The 16,407-nt window shown below is 72.7% G+C and carries 12 protein-coding genes and 1 tRNA gene; 7 read left to right on the top strand and 6 right to left on the bottom strand.

What is annotated here, in order from left to right; translation table 11 throughout:
* Positions 1–119: 119 nt before the first annotated feature.
* Positions 120–551, top strand: a complete 432-nt coding sequence (locus AAEM63_RS06795; protein ID WP_123918220.1) for an OsmC family peroxiredoxin — start codon at positions 120–122, stop codon at positions 549–551.
* Positions 552–1,275: 724 nt separating this feature from the next.
* Here the strand turns inward: AAEM63_RS06795 and rpsA are convergent.
* Positions 1,276–2,751, bottom strand: a complete 1,476-nt coding sequence (gene rpsA, locus AAEM63_RS06790) for a 30S ribosomal protein S1 (RefSeq protein ID WP_123918218.1) — start codon at positions 2,749–2,751, stop codon at positions 1,276–1,278.
* A gap of 199 nt (positions 2,752–2,950) precedes the next feature.
* Here rpsA and AAEM63_RS06785 point away from each other — a divergent pair, with 199 nt between their 5' ends.
* Entirely contained in the window at positions 2,951–3,751 is an 801-nt protein-coding gene (locus AAEM63_RS06785; protein ID WP_246006295.1) for a class I SAM-dependent methyltransferase, read from the top strand.
* A 34-nt stretch (positions 3,752–3,785) separates the two neighbouring features.
* Here the strand turns inward: AAEM63_RS06785 and polA are convergent, their stop codons facing one another.
* Positions 3,786–6,464 carry a DNA polymerase I gene (polA, locus tag AAEM63_RS06780; protein ID WP_341360845.1) on the bottom strand — a complete coding sequence of 893 codons (2,679 nt, stop codon included), beginning with the start codon at positions 6,462–6,464 and terminating at the stop codon, positions 3,786–3,788.
* Between the two features lie 146 nt (positions 6,465–6,610).
* On the opposite strand from polA, the gene AAEM63_RS06775 reads away from it, so the two are divergent.
* From AAEM63_RS06775 to AAEM63_RS06755, 5 genes are all read left to right on the top strand, one after another.
* Complete coding sequence (locus tag AAEM63_RS06775) at positions 6,611–7,021, top strand: hotdog fold thioesterase (protein WP_123918212.1); 411 nt, start codon at positions 6,611–6,613, stop codon at positions 7,019–7,021.
* A gap of 247 nt (positions 7,022–7,268) precedes the next feature.
* Positions 7,269–8,666 (top strand): branched-chain amino acid ABC transporter permease, encoded by a 1,398-nt coding sequence (locus tag AAEM63_RS06770; protein ID WP_341360844.1) that lies wholly within the window; start codon positions 7,269–7,271, stop codon positions 8,664–8,666.
* 11 nt (positions 8,667–8,677) lie between these two features.
* On the top strand, positions 8,678–9,664 hold the full coding sequence (locus tag AAEM63_RS06765; RefSeq protein ID WP_123918208.1) for a branched-chain amino acid ABC transporter permease: 987 nt from the start codon (positions 8,678–8,680) through the stop codon (positions 9,662–9,664).
* Positions 9,654–10,520, top strand: coding sequence for an ABC transporter ATP-binding protein (locus AAEM63_RS06760; RefSeq protein ID WP_123918206.1), 867 nt, complete (start codon positions 9,654–9,656; stop codon positions 10,518–10,520). Before AAEM63_RS06765 ends, AAEM63_RS06760 begins: the two co-directional genes overlap by 11 nt.
* A gap of 6 nt (positions 10,521–10,526) precedes the next feature.
* On the top strand, positions 10,527–11,327 hold the full coding sequence (locus tag AAEM63_RS06755) for an ABC transporter ATP-binding protein (protein ID WP_123918204.1): 801 nt from the start codon (positions 10,527–10,529) through the stop codon (positions 11,325–11,327).
* 504 nt (positions 11,328–11,831) lie between these two features.
* Here AAEM63_RS06755 and AAEM63_RS06750 read toward each other — a convergent pair.
* From AAEM63_RS06750 to AAEM63_RS06735, 4 genes are all read right to left on the bottom strand, one after another.
* Positions 11,832–13,097 carry an ABC transporter substrate-binding protein gene (locus AAEM63_RS06750; RefSeq protein ID WP_341360843.1) on the bottom strand — a complete coding sequence of 422 codons (1,266 nt, stop codon included), beginning with the start codon at positions 13,095–13,097 and terminating at the stop codon, positions 11,832–11,834.
* A gap of 224 nt (positions 13,098–13,321) precedes the next feature.
* The gene (locus AAEM63_RS06745; RefSeq protein WP_246006294.1) at positions 13,322–13,936 is read right to left on the bottom strand and encodes a response regulator; all 615 of its coding nucleotides are present in this window, start codon (positions 13,934–13,936) and stop codon (positions 13,322–13,324) included.
* A gap of 159 nt (positions 13,937–14,095) precedes the next feature.
* On the bottom strand, positions 14,096–16,129 hold the full coding sequence (locus AAEM63_RS06740) for a hypothetical protein (RefSeq protein ID WP_341360842.1): 2,034 nt from the start codon (positions 16,127–16,129) through the stop codon (positions 14,096–14,098).
* A 125-nt stretch (positions 16,130–16,254) separates the two neighbouring features.
* Positions 16,255–16,336: transfer RNA gene (locus tag AAEM63_RS06735), tRNA-Leu, on the bottom strand.
* Positions 16,337–16,407: the final 71 nt, after the last annotated feature.

Genomic DNA, 16,407 nt, shown 5'->3' with positions numbered 1-16,407 from the left:
CGCACCTGCCCAGGCTACCGGCGTCGTCGCCGCCTCCCTCTGCGCCCCGGCAGGAGGACCGGCAGGATGGGCATGACACCGAGCCCGGAGGGACCGGGCCCGGGAAGGAGGACACCACCATGCCGAACCCAGTCGTGAGCAAGGGCAGCGCCACCTGGCGGGGCAACCTGTTCCAGGGCTCCGGGACCGCCCGGCTCGACACCTCCGGACTCGGGACGTTCGACGTCAACTGGAAGGCCCGTGCGGAGGAGGCCGGGGGGACCACCTCCCCCGAGGAGCTCATCGCCGCCGCGCACGCCACCTGCTACTCCATGGCGTTCTCGAACGAGCTCGACCAGAACGGCACCCCGCCCGCCCAGCTGGACACGTCCGCCGAGGCCACGTTCGTCGCCGGCGAGGGCATCACCGGCATCCACCTCACGGTGAACGCCCAGATCGAGGGCATCTCCGAGGAGGACTTCCAGCGCATCGCCGAGGCCGCCAAGGTGGGCTGCCCGGTGAGCCAGGCATTGACCGGCACCACGATCACCCTCACGGCCACCCTGGTCTGAGCACGGCCCGGCGAGAGCGGACCTCGACGCGGCACGCGAGCCGGACCGTCGGTGGCGCGAAGGCTCACACCCAGTCGCGCTCCAGGCACCGGGCACCGGGCACCGGGCACCGGGATCCGGGTACCGGGCACCGGGCACCGGGCACCGGGCACCGGGCACCGGGCACCGTGATCCGGGCACCGCGAACCGGGCACCGGACGAGGGACCCGCGCTCAGTCAGCAGGTTCGAGCCCAATCAGCACCCAACGGGACGAGTCAGCACCGACATTCCTGCTGACTCGTCCCGTTGCCTACTGCCTCGACGAGGGAGGCGCTGGACCACACCGGGATCCGGGTACCGGGCACCGGGCACCGGACGAGGGACCTGCGCTCAGTCAGCAGGTTCGAGCTTAATCAGCACCCAACGGGACGAGTCAGCACCGACATTCCTGCTGACTCGTCCCGTTTCTTGCTACCTCGACGAGACGCGCGCCGGACCCACGGCAGGCGGGAGCGCCGGCGGCGCACCACAGGCGCCCGAACCCCACGGCACCCGGACCACCCGTAGCGCGCAAGCAGGCGACCGGACCCCGCGGCAGGCGGTTCGTCGGCGGCGGGCACGCGGGACACCGGTAGCGCGCGGGTAGGCGTCGGGCCCGTACGGCAGGACCGTCGGCCCAGACGCGGCGAGGCCCGCCGTCCCCCTCGGGGGACGGCGGGCCTCGTCAGCTCAGAGCCGGGTGGCTCAGTTGCCGGTGAGCTTCTCGCGCAGCGCGGCGAGGGCCTCGTCGGACGCCAGCGTGCCGGCGGCCTCGGCCGGGGCCGAGCTGTAGGTCGCCGGGCCGGCCTGACCCGCACCGGAGACCCCGGCGTCGGCAGCCTCGGCGTCGGCGTCCTGGGCGGACGCGACCTGCTTCTTGTGCGCCTCCCAGCGGGCGTGCGCCTTGGCGTACTCGGCCTCCCAGGCCTCGCGCTGGGTCTCGTAGCCCTCGAGCCACTCGTTGGTCTCGGGGTCGAAGCCCTCGGGGTACTTGTAGTTCCCCGCCTCGTCGTACTCCGCGGCCATGCCGTACAGCGACGGGTCGAAGTCCTCGCTGCTGGGGTCGACGCCCTCGTTGGCCTGCTTGAGGGACAGCGAGATCCGACGGCGGTCCAGGTCGATGTCGATGACCTTGACGAACACGTCGTCGCCGACCTTCGCGACCTGCTCGGGCAGCTCGACGTGACGCTGGGCGAGCTCGGAGATGTGGACCAGGCCCTCGATGCCGTCCTCGACGCGAACGAACGCGCCGAACGGGACGAGCTTGGTGACCTTGCCCGGCACGACCTGGCCGATGGCGTGGGTGCGCGCGAAGGCCTGCCACGGGTCTTCCTGCGTCGCCTTGAGCGAGAGGGAGACACGCTCGCGGTCCATGTCGACGTCGAGGACCTCGACGGTGACCTCCTGGCCGACCTCGACGACCTCGTTCGGGTGGTCGATGTGCTTCCAGGACAGCTCGGAGACGTGCACGAGGCCGTCCACGCCGCCCAGGTCCACGAACGCGCCGAAGTTGACGATCGACGAGACGACGCCGGGACGGACCTGGCCCTTCTGCAGGGTCTGCAGGAAGTGCGAGCGCACCTCGGACTGGGTCTGCTCGAGCCAGGCGCGACGCGAGAGGACGACGTTGTTGCGGTTCTTGTCCAGCTCGATGATCTTCGCCTCGAGCTCCTTGCCCACGTAGGGCTGGAGGTCGCGGACGCGGCGCATCTCCACGAGGGAGGCGGGGAGGAAGCCACGCAGGCCGATGTCGAGGATGAGGCCGCCCTTGACGACCTCGATGACGGTGCCGGTGACGACGCCGTCCTCGTCCTTGATCTTCTCGATCGTGCTCCAGGCGCGCTCGTACTGGGCGCGCTTCTTGGACAGGAGGAGCCGGCCCTCCTTGTCCTCCTTCTGCAGGACCAGGGCCTCGATCTTGTCGCCGACGGAGACGACCTCGTCGGGGTCCACGTCGTGCTTGATGGAGAGCTCGCGAGAGAGGATGACGCCCTCGGTCTTGTAGCCGATGTCGAGGAGGACCTCGTCCCGGTCGACCTTGACGATGGTGCCCTCGACGATGTCCCCGTCGTTGAAGTACTTGATGGTCTCGTCAATGGCGGCGAGGAAGTCCTCGGCCGAGCCGATGTCGTTGACGGCAACCTGGGGGGACGTCGGCTGCGTGGGCGTAGTGGTGGTCATTGAGCTGTGGACTCCGATGCGGACAGGAAGTAGTGCGGACAGGATGGGTGGTGCTGAACTGCAGGCAGCATGAAGACATACATGCGCCCGTCGATCCTACCGACGCCGGAGACGGCGGGGCAACCGGCCCTCCCGGCCCCGGGCCCGGCACGGCAGTGACGTCGGTCTCCCCCGCCTCGGCCACACTGGGCGGGTGGACATCACGAGCGCGGGCTACGAGAGCGTCGACGGTGCGGCGGCCGCCCGGGCGAACGCCGAGTGGTGGAGCGCCGGGGCCGGCGACTACCTGGCCGAGCACGGCACGTTCCTCGGGGAGGCCGACTTCCGCTGGTGCCCCGAGGGACTGCGCGAGGCCGAGGCGCACCTGCTCGGTCCGGTGACGGCGCTGCGCCGCCTGCGGGTGCTCGAGGTGGGCGCGGGCGCCGCACAGTGCTCGCGGTGGCTCACCGCGCAGGGTGTCGACGTCGTCGCGTCCGACGTCGCGGAGGGGATGCTCGCCCGGGCGGCCGAGCTCGACGCCGTCACGGGGGTCCCGGTCGAGAAGGTCCTCGCCGACGCGCGGTCCCTGCCCTTCGCGGACGGCTCGTTCGACGTGGCCTTCACCGCGTACGGCGCCATCGCGTTCGTGCCCGACGCGGCCGCGATCCACGCCGAGCTGGCCCGGGTGCTCCGGCCGGGGGGTCGGTGGGTCTTCGCCGTCACCCACCCGATCCGTTGGGCCTTTCCGGACGACCCGGGCGAACGGGGCCTGACCGCGGACCGCTCCTACTTCGACCGCACCCCGTACGTCGAGCGCGACGCCTCGGGGGCACCGGTCTACGCCGAGTACCACCGCACCCTGGGCGACCACGTGCGTGACGTCGTCGCCGCGGGCCTCGTGATCGACGACCTGGTCGAGCCGGAGTGGCCCACGGACAACTCGTCCGTGTGGGGCGGGTGGGGACCGGTGCGCGGCGCCCTGCTGCCCGGCACGGCGATCTTCCGGACCCACCGGCCGTAGCGCCGACCGGCCGACCGGGCGTCGTCGGTGTGCCTCAGTGCGCGGCGTCGCGCCAGGACCGGCCGGTGCCGACGGAGACGTCGAGGGGCACGGACAGGTCTGCCGCGGCACCCATCTGGGTGCGGACGATCCGCTCGACCTCATCGGCCTCGCCGGCCGCGACCTCGAGGACGAGCTCGTCGTGGACCTGCAGGAGGATGCGCGAGCGCAGGCCGGCCTCGGCCAGGCCCTGCGCGGTGCGGACCATGGCGACCTTGATGATGTCCGCGGCGGAGCCCTGGATCGGGGCGTTGAGCGCCATCCGCTCGGCCATGTCCCGGCGCTGCCGGTTGTCGCTGGTGAGGTCGGGCAGGTAGCGGCGCCGGCCCATGATGGTCTGGGTGTACCCGGTGCGGCGGGCCTCGTCGACGACGCCGGTGAGGTAGTCGCGGACGCCGCCGAACCGCTCGAAGTACTCGTCCATGAGCGTGCGCGCCTCACCCACCTCGATCTTGAGCTGACGGGAGAGACCGAACGCGCTGAGCCCGTACGCGAGGCCGTAGCTCATCGCCTTGATCTTGCTGCGCTGCGCCGCGGTGACGGCGTCGGTCGGCACCTCGAAGACCCGCGAGCCCACGTAGGAGTGCAGGTCCTCGCCCGAGCGGAACGCCTCGATGAGCCCGGCGTCACCGGACAGGTGCGCCATGATGCGCATCTCGATCTGGGAGTAGTCGGCGGTGAGCAGGCTCTCGTACCCCTCCCCCACGACGAAGCCCTCGCGGATGCGCAGCCCGTCCTCGGTGCGCACCGGGATGTTCTGCAGGTTCGGATCGGTGGAACTCAGGCGTCCGGTCGCGGCGATCGTCTGGTGGAAGGTCGTGTGGATGCGCCCGTCCGCGGCCACGGATCGGAGCAGGCCCTCGACCGTCTGGCGGAGCCGGATCTGGTCGCGGTGCGCCAGCAGGTGCTCAAGGAACGGGTGGCCGGTCTTGGCGTAGAGGTCGGCCAGGGCGTCGGCGTCGGTGGTGTAGCCGGTCTTGGTCTTCTTCGTCCGGGGCATGTCCAGCTCGGTGAACAGCACCTCCTGGAGCTGCTTGGGGCTGGAGAGGTTGACCTCGTGGCCGATCGCCTCGTACGCCTGCGCGGCGGCCCGCTCGACGGCGTGGTCGAAGTCGCCGCGCTGGGCGTCGAGGTTGGCCACGTCCGCGGCGATCCCGGCCCGCTCCATGCCCTCGAGGACGCGCTGGACGGGCAGCTCGAGGTCGGTGAGCAGCGCGGTGGCCTCACGGTCGGCCAGGTCGGCGCCGAGCGCCCCGGCGAGCTCGACGACGGCGGAGGCGCGCAGCCCCGCGACCCGGTCGCTCGCCTCACCGTCGAGGGAGAGCATGGCCTGACCGCCCTCGCCCTCGTCCTCGCGCAGCTCGCGCTTGAGGTAGCGCAGGGTGAGGTCCGGCAGGCTGTAGCTGCGCTGGTCGGGGTGGCACAGGTACGCCGCCAGGGCGGTGTCCATGACGACGCCGGTGAGCTCGAGACCGCGCCCGCCCAGGGCGTGCCAGGCCGACTTGGCCTCGTGCAGCGCCTTGGGGGCGTCGCCGTCGGCGAGCCAGGCCGCGAGGGCCTGCTCCTGATCCTGGTCGACCTCGGCGAGGTCCACGGTCACCGCGTGCCCGGCGTCGTCAGCGACGGCGAGCGCCCACGCGTCACCGGTCCCCTGGGCGGCGCTGCCTGTGACGTCCAGGCCGAGCAGGCGCCCGGCCCGCGCCGCGAACCAGGGCGCCAGGCCGCCGTCGAGCGCGGTGTGCGCGACGACGTCGACGTCCAGGGCGGGCGCCGGCTCGGCCGGCCCCTGCGCCTCGGGGAGGGAGTCGAACAGCCGCTTGCGCAGCACGTCGAACTCCAGGGCGTCGAAGACCTGGTGGACCTTCTCGCGGTCGAGCGGTCGACGGGCGAGGTCGTCCACGCCCAGCGGCAGCTCGACGTCGGTGAGGAGGTGGTTGAGGCGGCGGTTGCGGATGACCTGGTCGAGGTTGTCGCGCAGGCTCTGGCCGGCCTTGCCCCCGATGAGGTCGGCGTGGGCGATGACGTTGTCGAGCCCGTCGTACTGCACGATCCACTTCGCGGCCGTCTTCGGGCCCACCCCCGGCACGCCGGGAAGGTTGTCGCTCGTCTCCCCCACGAGGGCGGCGAGGTCGGGGTAGCGCTCCGGCGGCAGGCCGTACTTGTCGGCGACGGCCGTGGGGGTCATCCGGTTCATCGTCGAGACGCCCTTGACGGGGTACAGGACGGTCACTGCCTCGTCGACGAGCTGGAAGGTGTCGCGGTCGCCCGAGCAGATGAGCACCTCGAGCCCGGCGGCCGCCGCCTGGGTCGCGAGGGTGGCGAGGATGTCGTCGGCCTCGAACCCGGCCTTCTCCAGGACCGGGACGTTCATCGCACCCATGACCTCCTGGATGAGCGGGACCTGCCCCTGGAACGGCGCCGGCGCGGCGTCGCGGTTGCCCTTGTACTCGGCGTAGTCCTCGGTGCGGAAGGTCCCGCCGGCGACGTCGAACGCGACGGCGACGTGCGTGGGCCGCTCCTCCGCCATGAGGTTGATGAGCATCGAGACGAACCCGTAGACGGCGTTCGTGTGCTGACCGGTGGTGGTGGAGAAGTTCTCCGCCGGCAGGGCGTAGAACGCGCGGAACGCCATCGAGTGGCCGTCGACGAGGAGCAGGCGGGGGGACTCGGTCACGGGTGCCACCCTAACCGCCGCCACCGACGCCGCCGCCGGCGCGTCGACACGCCGATACCCCGGACGTGCCACCGCGGCGCGGGCGCGCTCACGGCGGCGCGGGCGCGCTCACGGCGGTGCCTGCCCGGCCGTGCCACGCTGTCCCCATGACCGTGCACGAGATCATCGACGACCTCCGTGGCTCCGGCGCGGACGCACTGGGCGCAAAGCTGGGCATCGAGGTCCTCGAGGCGTCCGCCGGACGGGTCGTGGCGCGCATGCCCGTCGCGGGGAACACCCAGCCCTACGGCCTGCTGCACGGCGGCGCGTCCGCGGTCCTGGCCGAGTCCGTCGGCTCCTACGCCGCGGCGATCCACGCCGGCGCCGGCCGGGTCGCGGTGGGCACCGAGCTGAGCGCCACGCACCATCGAGGCGTCCGCGACGGCTGGGTGACCGCGACCGCCGAGGCGCTGCACGAGGGTCGCACCACAGCGAGCTACGGGATCACCATCGTCGACGACGCCGGCCGGCGGGTCTGCACCGCCCGGCTGAGCTGTCTGGTCCTCGACCGGTCCTGACCACTCAGGTACGTCCTACGCCCTCCGCGGCGCTCACGCGCAGCTCGGCCGCGCGCACGTCGGCCGCGCGCGGTTCGATCGCGCGCGGTTCGCCCACGCGCGGTTCGCCCACGCGCGGTTCGGCCGCTGCCGCCGACGAAACACCGTCGTCCGGTGGGCGCAACGCCACGGAAACACTCCGTCCCTAGTCTCGCGGCACCGGACGGCCTCCACCGTCCGGCCCGCTCGGCCACAGGACGGAGCCCTCATGAGACCGGCAGCCAGAGCGTGGGCCGGCGCCAGCGCCCTCCTGGGCCTCCTGCTGGCGGCCCTGTGGCTGCTCCAGCCCGCGACCGCCGTCGCCGCCACCGCGACCTGCACCCCCGACGCCACCACCGCCTGCCTGGCCGGCACCATCCGCACGGCCGACGGTGAGCCGGCCGTCGGGGTCGAGCTGAGCGTCGAGGGGCCCGGCGGGACGGTCGCGGCCGTCACGGACGGGACGGGCCGGTGGGTCGCGGCCGTCACCGAGCCGGGCGAGCACACGGTCACCCTCGACGAGGCCACGCTGCCCGACGGCGAGACGCTCCGGGACCCCGCGGCCAACCCCCGCACCGTCACCGTCACCCTCGGCAGCTCCGCCGGCGCCCTCTTCCCCCTGGGTCCGCCCGCGGCGGCGCCTGCACCGGCCGGCGACGATGCGAGCGAGGCCGCCACCGGCGGCTCGGACGGGACGTCCGACGAGGTCGAGCTCGCCCCCGAGTCGGCCACCGCGACCGGGGCGAGCGCGGGCCGGGTCGGCCAGCTCGTGGTCAGCGGCCTGATCTTCGGCCTGCTCATCGCCCTGGCGTCGGTGGGCCTGTCCCTCATCTACGGCACCACGGGGCTGAGCAACTTCGCCCACGGCGAGCAGGTCACCCTCGGCGCCCTGCTCGCGTACTTCTTCACGCAGGTGGTGGGCCTGCCCCTGCCGGTCGCCGGGCTCCTCGCCGTCACCGCGGGGCTGGTCGTCGGCTACGTCCAGGACCTGGGCATCTGGGCACCGCTGCGCCGCCGGGGGGTGGGTCTGACCCAGCAGATGATCGTCACCATCGGCCTGGCGATGGCTCTGCAGTACGCCTTCAACCTCTTCGCCGGCGGCGGGAGCCTGCGGATCGTCACGTCGAACCCGCCGATCATCGACGTCGGGCCGGTCAGCCTCACCCAGCAGTCCGCGGTCTCGGTGGTGATCGCCGTCGTGGTGCTGGTCGCCGTCGCGCTCTTCCTGGGGACCACCCGGCTCGGCCGCGCGACGCGCGCGGTCTCGGACAACCCCGCCCTGGCTGCCGCCTCAGGGATCGGTGTCGACCGGATCGTGCGTCTCGTGTGGACGATGGGCACGGGCCTGGCGGCCCTCGGCGGGGTGCTGCTCGGGCTCTACCTGTCCGCCACCCGGTGGAACATGGGCACGGCGCTGCTCATGCTCATGTTCGCCGCCGTCACCCTCGGCGGCCTCGGCACGGCGTACGGCGCACTCGTCGGCTCGCTCGTCATCGGCCTGGTCGTGGAGCTGTCCACCCTCGTCATCCCCAGCGACATGCGCTACGCCGCGGCGCTGGTCATCCTCATCCTCGTTCTGCTGCTGAGGCCCCAGGGCATCCTCGGCCGCGCCGAACGCGTCGGCTGAAGGGCAGCGCCATGGACTGGTCCAACCTCCTCACCAACGTGGCGGGCGAGCTCTTCGCCCCCACCACGGCCGCGTTCGCCCTGGCTGCCATCGGGCTCAACGTCCACTTCGGGCTCACGGGGCTGCTCAACATGGGCCAGGCCGGCTTCATGCTGCTCGGCGCGTACGGCTTCGCCATCGCCACCATCGCCGGTTGGCCGCTGTGGGCGGCCGTCGGTGCCGCCGTGGCCGCGGCCGTGGCCTTCGCCGTCCTCCTCGGCATCCCGACGCTCACGCTCCGCGGTGACTACCTGGCGATCGTCACGATCGCGGCGGCCGAGATCGTCCGGCTCGTGGGCCGGTCGACCGCCCTGACGGACGTCACCGGCGCCTCCAACGGCCTGCTGGGCAACTCCTTCAAGCAGACCTTCCAGGACGCCTCCCCCTTCCCCGACGGCAGCTTCGCCCTCGGCCCGTTCAGCTATGCGATCAACGCCTCGAACAGCTGGTGGCTGCGCCTCGTGGGCTGGGCGGTCGTCGTGCTCGCCGCCCTGCTCGTCTGGCGCCTCATGCGCAGCCCCTGGGGACGGGTGCTCAAGGGCATCCGGGAGGACGAGGACGCGGTGCGATCGCTCGGCAAGAACGTCTTCGGGTACAAGATGCAAGCTCTCGTGCTCGGTGGCGTGCTCGGCGCCCTCGCCGGGATCCTCTACGTCCTGCCGCGAGCGGTGCAGCCGGACTCCCTGGGCCGGCCGACGACCTTCTACGTGTGGACGATCCTCCTGCTCGGCGGGGCGGCGACGGTGTTCGGACCCATCATCGGCTCGATGCTCTTCTGGGCCTCCCTCATGCTCATCAAGGGCTTCATGCGCGCCGTCGTGCCGTCCGACGTCATGAGCGTGGCCCAGATCGAGGCCTTCGGCTGGATCCTCGTGGGCGTGACCCTCATGGCGCTCATCATCTTCCGACCACAGGGCATCCTCGGCGACAAGAAGGAGCTGGCGATCCATGTCCGTTGACACCACCCGCCCCCGCGCGGACCTCACGCACACCGAGCGGGCCCCGGGCTCGGCCAAGCCGGACCCGATCCTCGTCGTCGACGACGTCAAGCGCTCCTTCGGGGGCATGACCGCGGTCGACGTCGAGCACCTCGAGGTCCCCCGACACGCGATCACCGCACTCATCGGGCCCAACGGCGCGGGCAAGACCACCCTGTTCAACCTGCTCACCGGCTTCGACCGGCCGAGCTCGGGGCGGTGGTGGTTCGACGGCCGGCAGGTCGAGCGCCTGGGTGCGGCGCGGGTCGCCCGTTCGGGCATGGTCCGGACGTTCCAGCTCACCAAGGCGCTCAACCGGATGACGGTGCTGGAGAACATGCGCCTGGGTGCCACGCGCCAGCCCGGCGAGCACCCCGCCGTCGCGCTCGTCCCCCGGCTGTGGCGCGCACGGGAGCGGGACATCACCGACAGGGCCATGACCCTGCTCGAGCGGTTCCGGCTCGACACCAAGAAGGACGACTTCGCCGGCAGCCTCTCCGGCGGCCAGCGCAAGCTCCTCGAGATGGCGCGGGCCCTGATGTCCGAGCCCCGGATGATCATGCTGGACGAACCGATGGCCGGGGTGAACCCGGCCCTGACCCAGTCCCTCCTCGCGCACATCACCGACCTGCGCGACGAGGGGATGACCGTCCTCTTCGTCGAGCACGACATGCACATGGTGCGCCACATCTCCGACTGGGTGGTCGTCATGGCCGAGGGGCGCATCGTCGCCGAGGGCCCCGCCGACTCGGTCATGCGTGAGCCGGCCGTCGTCGACGCCTACCTCGGCGCCCACCACGACACCGACCTCGGCGACGACGCCCTGCTCCAGGACTGAGGACCGATGACCACGACGCCGACCCGCCCCGTCCACCTCGGCGAGCCCGACGGCTCCCCGCTCCTGGCCGCCGAGGAGCTCGTCGCGGGCTACCTGCCGGGCGTCAACATCCTCGAACGGTGCAGCCTGCGGGTGCACCGCGGTGAGCTGGTGGGCATCATCGGACCCAACGGGGCCGGGAAGTCCACGCTCCTCAAGGCGCTGTTCGGGCTGGTGACCGTCCGATCCGGACGGGTCACGCTCGACGGCGAGGACGTCACCAACGAGCGGGCGGACAGCCTCGTGCGCCGGGGGGTGGGCTTCGTCCCCCAGAACAACAACGTCTTCCCCGGCCTGACCATCGAGGAGAACCTCCAGATGGGCGTCTACCAGGCGCCCAAGAGGTTCGCCCAGCGCTTCGCCGCCGTCGTGGAGATCTTCCCCGACCTCGGCGAGCGCCGCCGTCAGCGGGCCGGGTCGCTGTCCGGCGGCGAACGGCAGATGGTCGCGATGGCCCGCGCGTTGATGATGGACCCCTCGGTCCTGCTGCTCGACGAGCCCTCCGCGGGCCTGTCCCCCGTGCGCCAGGACGAGACGTTCCTGCGCACCCGGAAGATCAACAAGGCCGGTGTCTCGGTGGTCATCGTCGAGCAGAACGCCCGCCGGGCGCTGCAGATCTGCGACCGCGCCTACGTCCTCGACCAGGGCACGAACGCCTACTCCGGGCCCGGACGTGAGCTCATGGACGACCCCAAGGTCGTCGAGCTGTACCTGGGCACCCTCGCCGCCGACGTCGAGGATGCCGCCGTGCGGGCCGGCGAGGCCTGAGCAACCTCCTGCGGCACGGCCCGACCGGCGCGGCCTGAGCTGGCTCCTGCGGCACCGCCCGACCGGCGCGGCCTGAGCTAGCTCCTGCGGCACCGCCCGACCGGCGCGGCCGATCGGGCCGCGCCCGCCGGCCCGCGGCGACCCCCCGGCCGCAGCCAGTCAGTACCTCCGCGCCGAACCAGCAGCAGGCGGGGCCAGTCGGCAGGGAACCTCCAGCTGACCCGACCCGTTGGCTGCTTACTCGTGGCGCCCGCCGGACAGCGACGGACGGAATCAGGCACCGGCGGCGAGGCAGCGCCCCCGTCAGCAAGAAGCCGCCCCGGCCAGCAACGCAGCCGCACCGGCCAGCAACGCAGCCGCACCGGCAGACGCGCCTCGAGGCCAGCCCCGGAAACTCACCCCGACGGCGAGCCGGCGCACACACGACGGCGCCCGGTGAACCACCGGGCGCCGTCGCGAGCGCGGGGAGAGCACGGCGAGAACCGCTCGCGCCGCGCGCCTTGGTCAGCCGATCTCGCCGAACTCCACGCGCTGGAAGGAGTTGTTGTTCTCGCCGTCGAAGAGGTAGACACCGATGTTCGCAGCGGAGGGGTCGTTCTCCGCGTTGAAGGGCCCGACGCCGGAGACAGCCTGGTAGACGATCTCCTCGCCGTCCTCGAGCAGCGCCGCGCACTCCTCGAACCCGGCGCACTCCGTGCCGCCCTCGGCGCCGGAGACGGCCGCCATGTTGGCCTGGATCGCCGGGCCGTCCGTGCCGTCGCCGCGCACCGCGGCGAGGGCGGCGAGCATGGTGGCGTCGTAGGACTCCGCCGCGTAGTTGAAGTCCGCGAGCTCGGGGTCCACCCCCATGAGACGCTCACGGAACTCGTCGGAGGGGAACACTCCGGGCTGGGTGCCCTGGGCGCCCTCGAGGGTGCCGGGGTCGAAGTCGTCGCCGAAGTTCTGAAGGTTGCCGTCGACGAAGTAGACCTTCGACATGTCGAAGCCCTGGTTGACGAGCTCGGCGATGATGAGCGGGGTCTGGGTGGTGAACGCGATGATCGCGACGGCGTCGGGTGCGGTCCCCAGCGCGTTGCCGACGATCGTGGAGAAGTTCTGCTCGGTCGGGTCGAACTCCTCGCCGGGCCCGCCGTAGGTGACCGTGCCGCCGGCGCCCTCGACGACGCCCTGGACGACGTCGCGCAGACCGGTGCCGTAGTCCTCGTTGAAGACCAGGATGCCGAGGTTGGCGTGGCCGTCGCCGAGGATGAGGTTCCCCAGGACGTCGCCCTGGACCGTGTCCGGCGGGGCGGTGCGGAAGAAGTACTCGCTGTACCCGGACAGCGTTGCGGAGGTGTTCGCCGGGGAGACCATGACGATCTCGGCGCCGACGACGTCGTCGATGACGTTGAGCGTCACCTGCGAGGAGGCGGCGCCGATGATGACGGCGACGTCCTCGCTGACGAGCTCGGTCACGGACTGCGTGGCCACCTGGGCGTTGTCGGCGTCGGAGGAGTCCTTGTGGGAGACCGAGACGTCGGCGCCCAGGACGCCGCCGGCCTCGTTGATCTCCTCCACGGCCAGGTCCACGCCGGCGATCTCCGGCGGACCGAGCTGCGACAGCGAACCGGTCTGGGGCAGCAGGGTGCCCAGGACCAGCCCCTCGGACGAGGCAGCCTCGTCGGTGGCGGCGCCGACGTCGTCGCCCTCGGCAGCCCCGCACGCGGCGAGGGTGAGGGCGACGGCCACGGCCAGGGCCGACGTGCGGACGGCAGAGCTCCTGCGGATCATGCGTTCCTCCTGGTGGACGTGGGCGGGGCCCGCCCGTACCGCCACCGTAGGAAGCCCGTGTATCCGCCCTGTGTCCCTGTGTGTCCGGCCCGTGAAGATCGGCTTCTCGGTGTGTCCGGCCCGTGAACTCGAGGTCTCGGTCCGGTCGCGGGACCCCCGCGGACGCCGACGGCCCGGCACCCCGTGGCGGGGTCCGGGCCGTCGGACGGAGTGAGCCGGGGGTCCTAGCGGGCGCCGACCTGCTCGATGACGGCGTCGGCCACCTCGCGCATGGTGAGGCGGCGGTCCATGGAGGTCTTCTGGATCCAGCGGAACGCCTCGGGCTCGCTCAGGCCCATCTTCGTCATGAGCAGACCCTTGGCGCGGTCGACGCGCTTGCGGGTCTCGAACTGCTCCGACAGGGAGGCCACCTCGGCCTCGAGGGAGGTGATCTCCTGGTGCCGGGAGATGGCGATCTCGACCGCGGGCAGGAGGTCGGCCGGGGTGAAGGGCTTGACCACGTACGCCATGGCCCCGGCGTCGCGCGCCCGCTCCACGAGCTCCTTCTGGGAGAACGCGGTGAGCATGACGACGGCGCAGGTGCGGTTGGCGATGATGCGCTCGGCGGCGGTGATGCCGTCCATGACGGGCATCTTGACATCCATGACGACGACGTCGGGCTCGAGCTCGGTGGCCAGGCGCACCGCGGCCTCACCGTCGGCAGCCTCCCCGACGACGTCGAAACCGGCCTCGGTGAGCGACTCGACGATGTCGAGGCGGATGAGGGTCTCGTCCTCCGCCACGACGACGCGGTGGGCGCGCGTACGCTCCTCCGCCGCTCCCGCCTCCGGGCCGGGCAGCTCGAGCTCGTCCGTGCTGGTGGGGGCGTCCTTCTCGTTCTCGGTCACAGGATCAGGGTATATCCCGCCGCCGACGCCTGACCGGCGCACGCTCGTGACGTAGGTCTCGCGGCTCCTGTGGTTCCGCTGACCTGCGTACTCACGGCCATCGCGGCCGGCTCAGGCCCACCACGCAGCGGCGACCCCGACCACGAGCAGGACGAGCAGCGCGAGTGCGGGGCCCGGCTCGCGCCGGACCGCCGGCCCGGGCGCGGGTCGGACGGCCGCGTCCGCCTCGACGGCGCGCCGGGAGTGGGCGGCCAGCCCGGCGAGAGCGCGTGCGAGGTCCTCGGCGCGTCGTCCGTCGTCCGTGCCGCCGGTGACGGCGGGCAGCTCGACCTCGGTGAACGGCTCCCAGGCGAGCCAGAGACCGGTCCCGTCGCGACGGACGCCGTGGAAGGACGACCAGGGCACCTGGTAGCGCCACATCCCGGTGACGACGGTGAGGCCGGACGTCTCGCCCCGCACCTCGGTCAGGGCCCGTCGCGTCCCGGCCAGCAGGACGGTCACGGCGGCGAACGCGGCGGAGAGGGCCTGGAACCAGTCGCCCTCGGTCATCCAGCGCACCCAGGCGGGCCCGCCGAGCAGGCCCGCCACCACGAGGGCGACGCCGACGGCGCGCCGCGCCTGCGTCGTGCCGACGACGACCGTGCCGGTCACCGGGCCAGGCGCCACCGCGTGGCCGGGTGGCCCCTCCTCCGGAATCGGCGCGGGATCGGCGGGGACGACGGCGTCGCCGTCCGCGTCCGCGCCGGTGAAGGTGCGCCGCAGGGCGTCGAGCGCCCCACGGCCGGCGGCCGCACCACGCTCCTGCCACCCGCCGTCGGTCGTAGGACGGACCGGACCGTCGGGCACGAGCACCTCGTCCTCGGTGACCACGAGGACGTAGCCGCCCTCGTGGAGGCTGCCGACGACCGTTGCGGACTGCTCGACCGGCACCTCGAGCCCGGCGAGGTCGTCGTCGTCGAGCATCGCGGTCCAGTGCACCTCGTCGCGCCAGACCTGCCCGAACAGCGCGACGGCCTCGGCCTCGAGCCGGCGCGTGGTCTCGAGATCGAGCTCGTCGTCAGGACCTGGGCCATCGGCGTACGTGGCGCCGTCGGTGTCGGGCTCGCCGTCGGCGTCGGGCTCGCCACCGGCGTCGACGGCGGAGTCGTCCGACGCCCGCGGCACGGCGAAGGCGACGGGGACCCGGCCGAGGGGCCGGAGCGCGTGGCGCCCGCCCGAGCCGCCGGCCCCGCCGACCGGCAGGAGCAGCACCGACCCGGACCCGTCGGGAAGGAGGACGACCTCGGTCCGGTGGGCGGCGCCCACCCACAGCTCCCGCACGGCTCGCCGTCTCCTCACCTCGGCCACCAGCAGCAGCGCCGCGGCCGTCGCGGCGCCGAGGGCGGCGCTCAGCCAGCCGGTGTGGTCGGGCGGCTCGGCCACGAGGGTGGACCGGTCGGGCGCGGCAGGGTCGAGCAGCACCGGGACGCTCGCACCGACGGTGTGGTCCGTCGGTTCCAGGACGGGCACGGTCACCGTCCGCCGGGCGCCGCCGTCACCGAGCGCGACGTCGAGCAGGTAGTCGACGTCGTCGACGGCCACGACCTCGCCGTCGACCACCACCGAGCGGGCCAGCCGGTCCTCCTCGACGGCCACGCTCCGCGCGTACCAGCCCGCCAGGCCCAGCGCGCCGAGGAGCAGGAGCACCGCCGCGCCCACGCGGACCAGGTCCCACGAGTCGGGCTCGGGCTGCTCCGACACAGGTCCCGGCACCCGGGTGCCGCCGGTCAGCAGCCGCTGGCGGCGCCGACCGCGCAGGATCCGCCAGAGGTACATTGCGCAGCCGGCGCCGACCAGCCCGAACGCGACGTTGGCCGGGAGGTGGTCGTCCAGGGCGACGTCGCCGACGGCGAACACCACGCCGGCCGCGGCCCCGAGGGCCGGCCGCAGCAGGAGCAGCAGCGGCGTCGCGAGGAGCGGGACGACGAAGACGGCGAAACCCGTGTCGGGCCCACACACGCTCGGGTCCGCCGGTGAGCAGGGCACGGTGTCCGTCACCACGGAGAGCGCGAAAGCCGCGGACCACGCCACGACGAGCACGACCGCCCACCGGCGCGACGGGATCGCGGTGCGCCACTCGCCGGCCCGCTCGGGCGTCATCGACACCGGGACATCATCGGGGTGCCGGGCACCCCTTCTACCCATCCGCCGACATGTCCACGAGTGGGGTCCGTCACATCCGGGCCCGGAACGCCGGTCGGGGCGGAACGGGCCCGTCGCCGACGGCACGGTGCTCCCGGCGGGACTCGAACCCGCACGCCTCTCGGCGCCGCATTTTGAGTGCGGTGTGTCTGCCAGTTCCACCACAGGAGCGTCTCGGCGGTCAGGGTATCGCCCCGCCGCCGTCCGCCGACGACGCGGCCCCGCCACCGAGGTGGCGGGGC

This window comes from Georgenia sp. M64 (genome assembly GCF_038049925.1).
GTDB lineage: Bacteria > Actinomycetota > Actinomycetes > Actinomycetales > Actinomycetaceae > Georgenia.
This window is presented reverse-complemented; position numbering and strand designations above follow the sequence as displayed.

Bases quoted from the DNA above. Each gene is read 5' to 3' on its own strand.
- AAEM63_RS06795 (WP_123918220.1), top strand. From the start codon at position 120: ATGCCGAACCCAGTCGTGAGCAAGGGCAGCGCCACCTGGCGGGGCAAC.
- rpsA (WP_123918218.1), bottom strand. From the start codon at position 2,751: ATGACCACCACTACGCCCACGCAGCCGACGTCCCCCCAGGTTGCCGTC.
- AAEM63_RS06775 (WP_123918212.1), top strand. From the start codon at position 6,611: ATGACCGTGCACGAGATCATCGACGACCTCCGTGGCTCCGGCGCGGAC.
- AAEM63_RS06770 (WP_341360844.1), top strand. From the start codon at position 7,269: ATGAGACCGGCAGCCAGAGCGTGGGCCGGCGCCAGCGCCCTCCTGGGC.
- AAEM63_RS06765 (WP_123918208.1), top strand. From the start codon at position 8,678: ATGGACTGGTCCAACCTCCTCACCAACGTGGCGGGCGAGCTCTTCGCC.
- AAEM63_RS06760 (WP_123918206.1), top strand. From the start codon at position 9,654: ATGTCCGTTGACACCACCCGCCCCCGCGCGGACCTCACGCACACCGAG.
- AAEM63_RS06755 (WP_123918204.1), top strand. From the start codon at position 10,527: ATGACCACGACGCCGACCCGCCCCGTCCACCTCGGCGAGCCCGACGGC.
- AAEM63_RS06750 (WP_341360843.1), bottom strand. From the start codon at position 13,097: ATGATCCGCAGGAGCTCTGCCGTCCGCACGTCGGCCCTGGCCGTGGCC.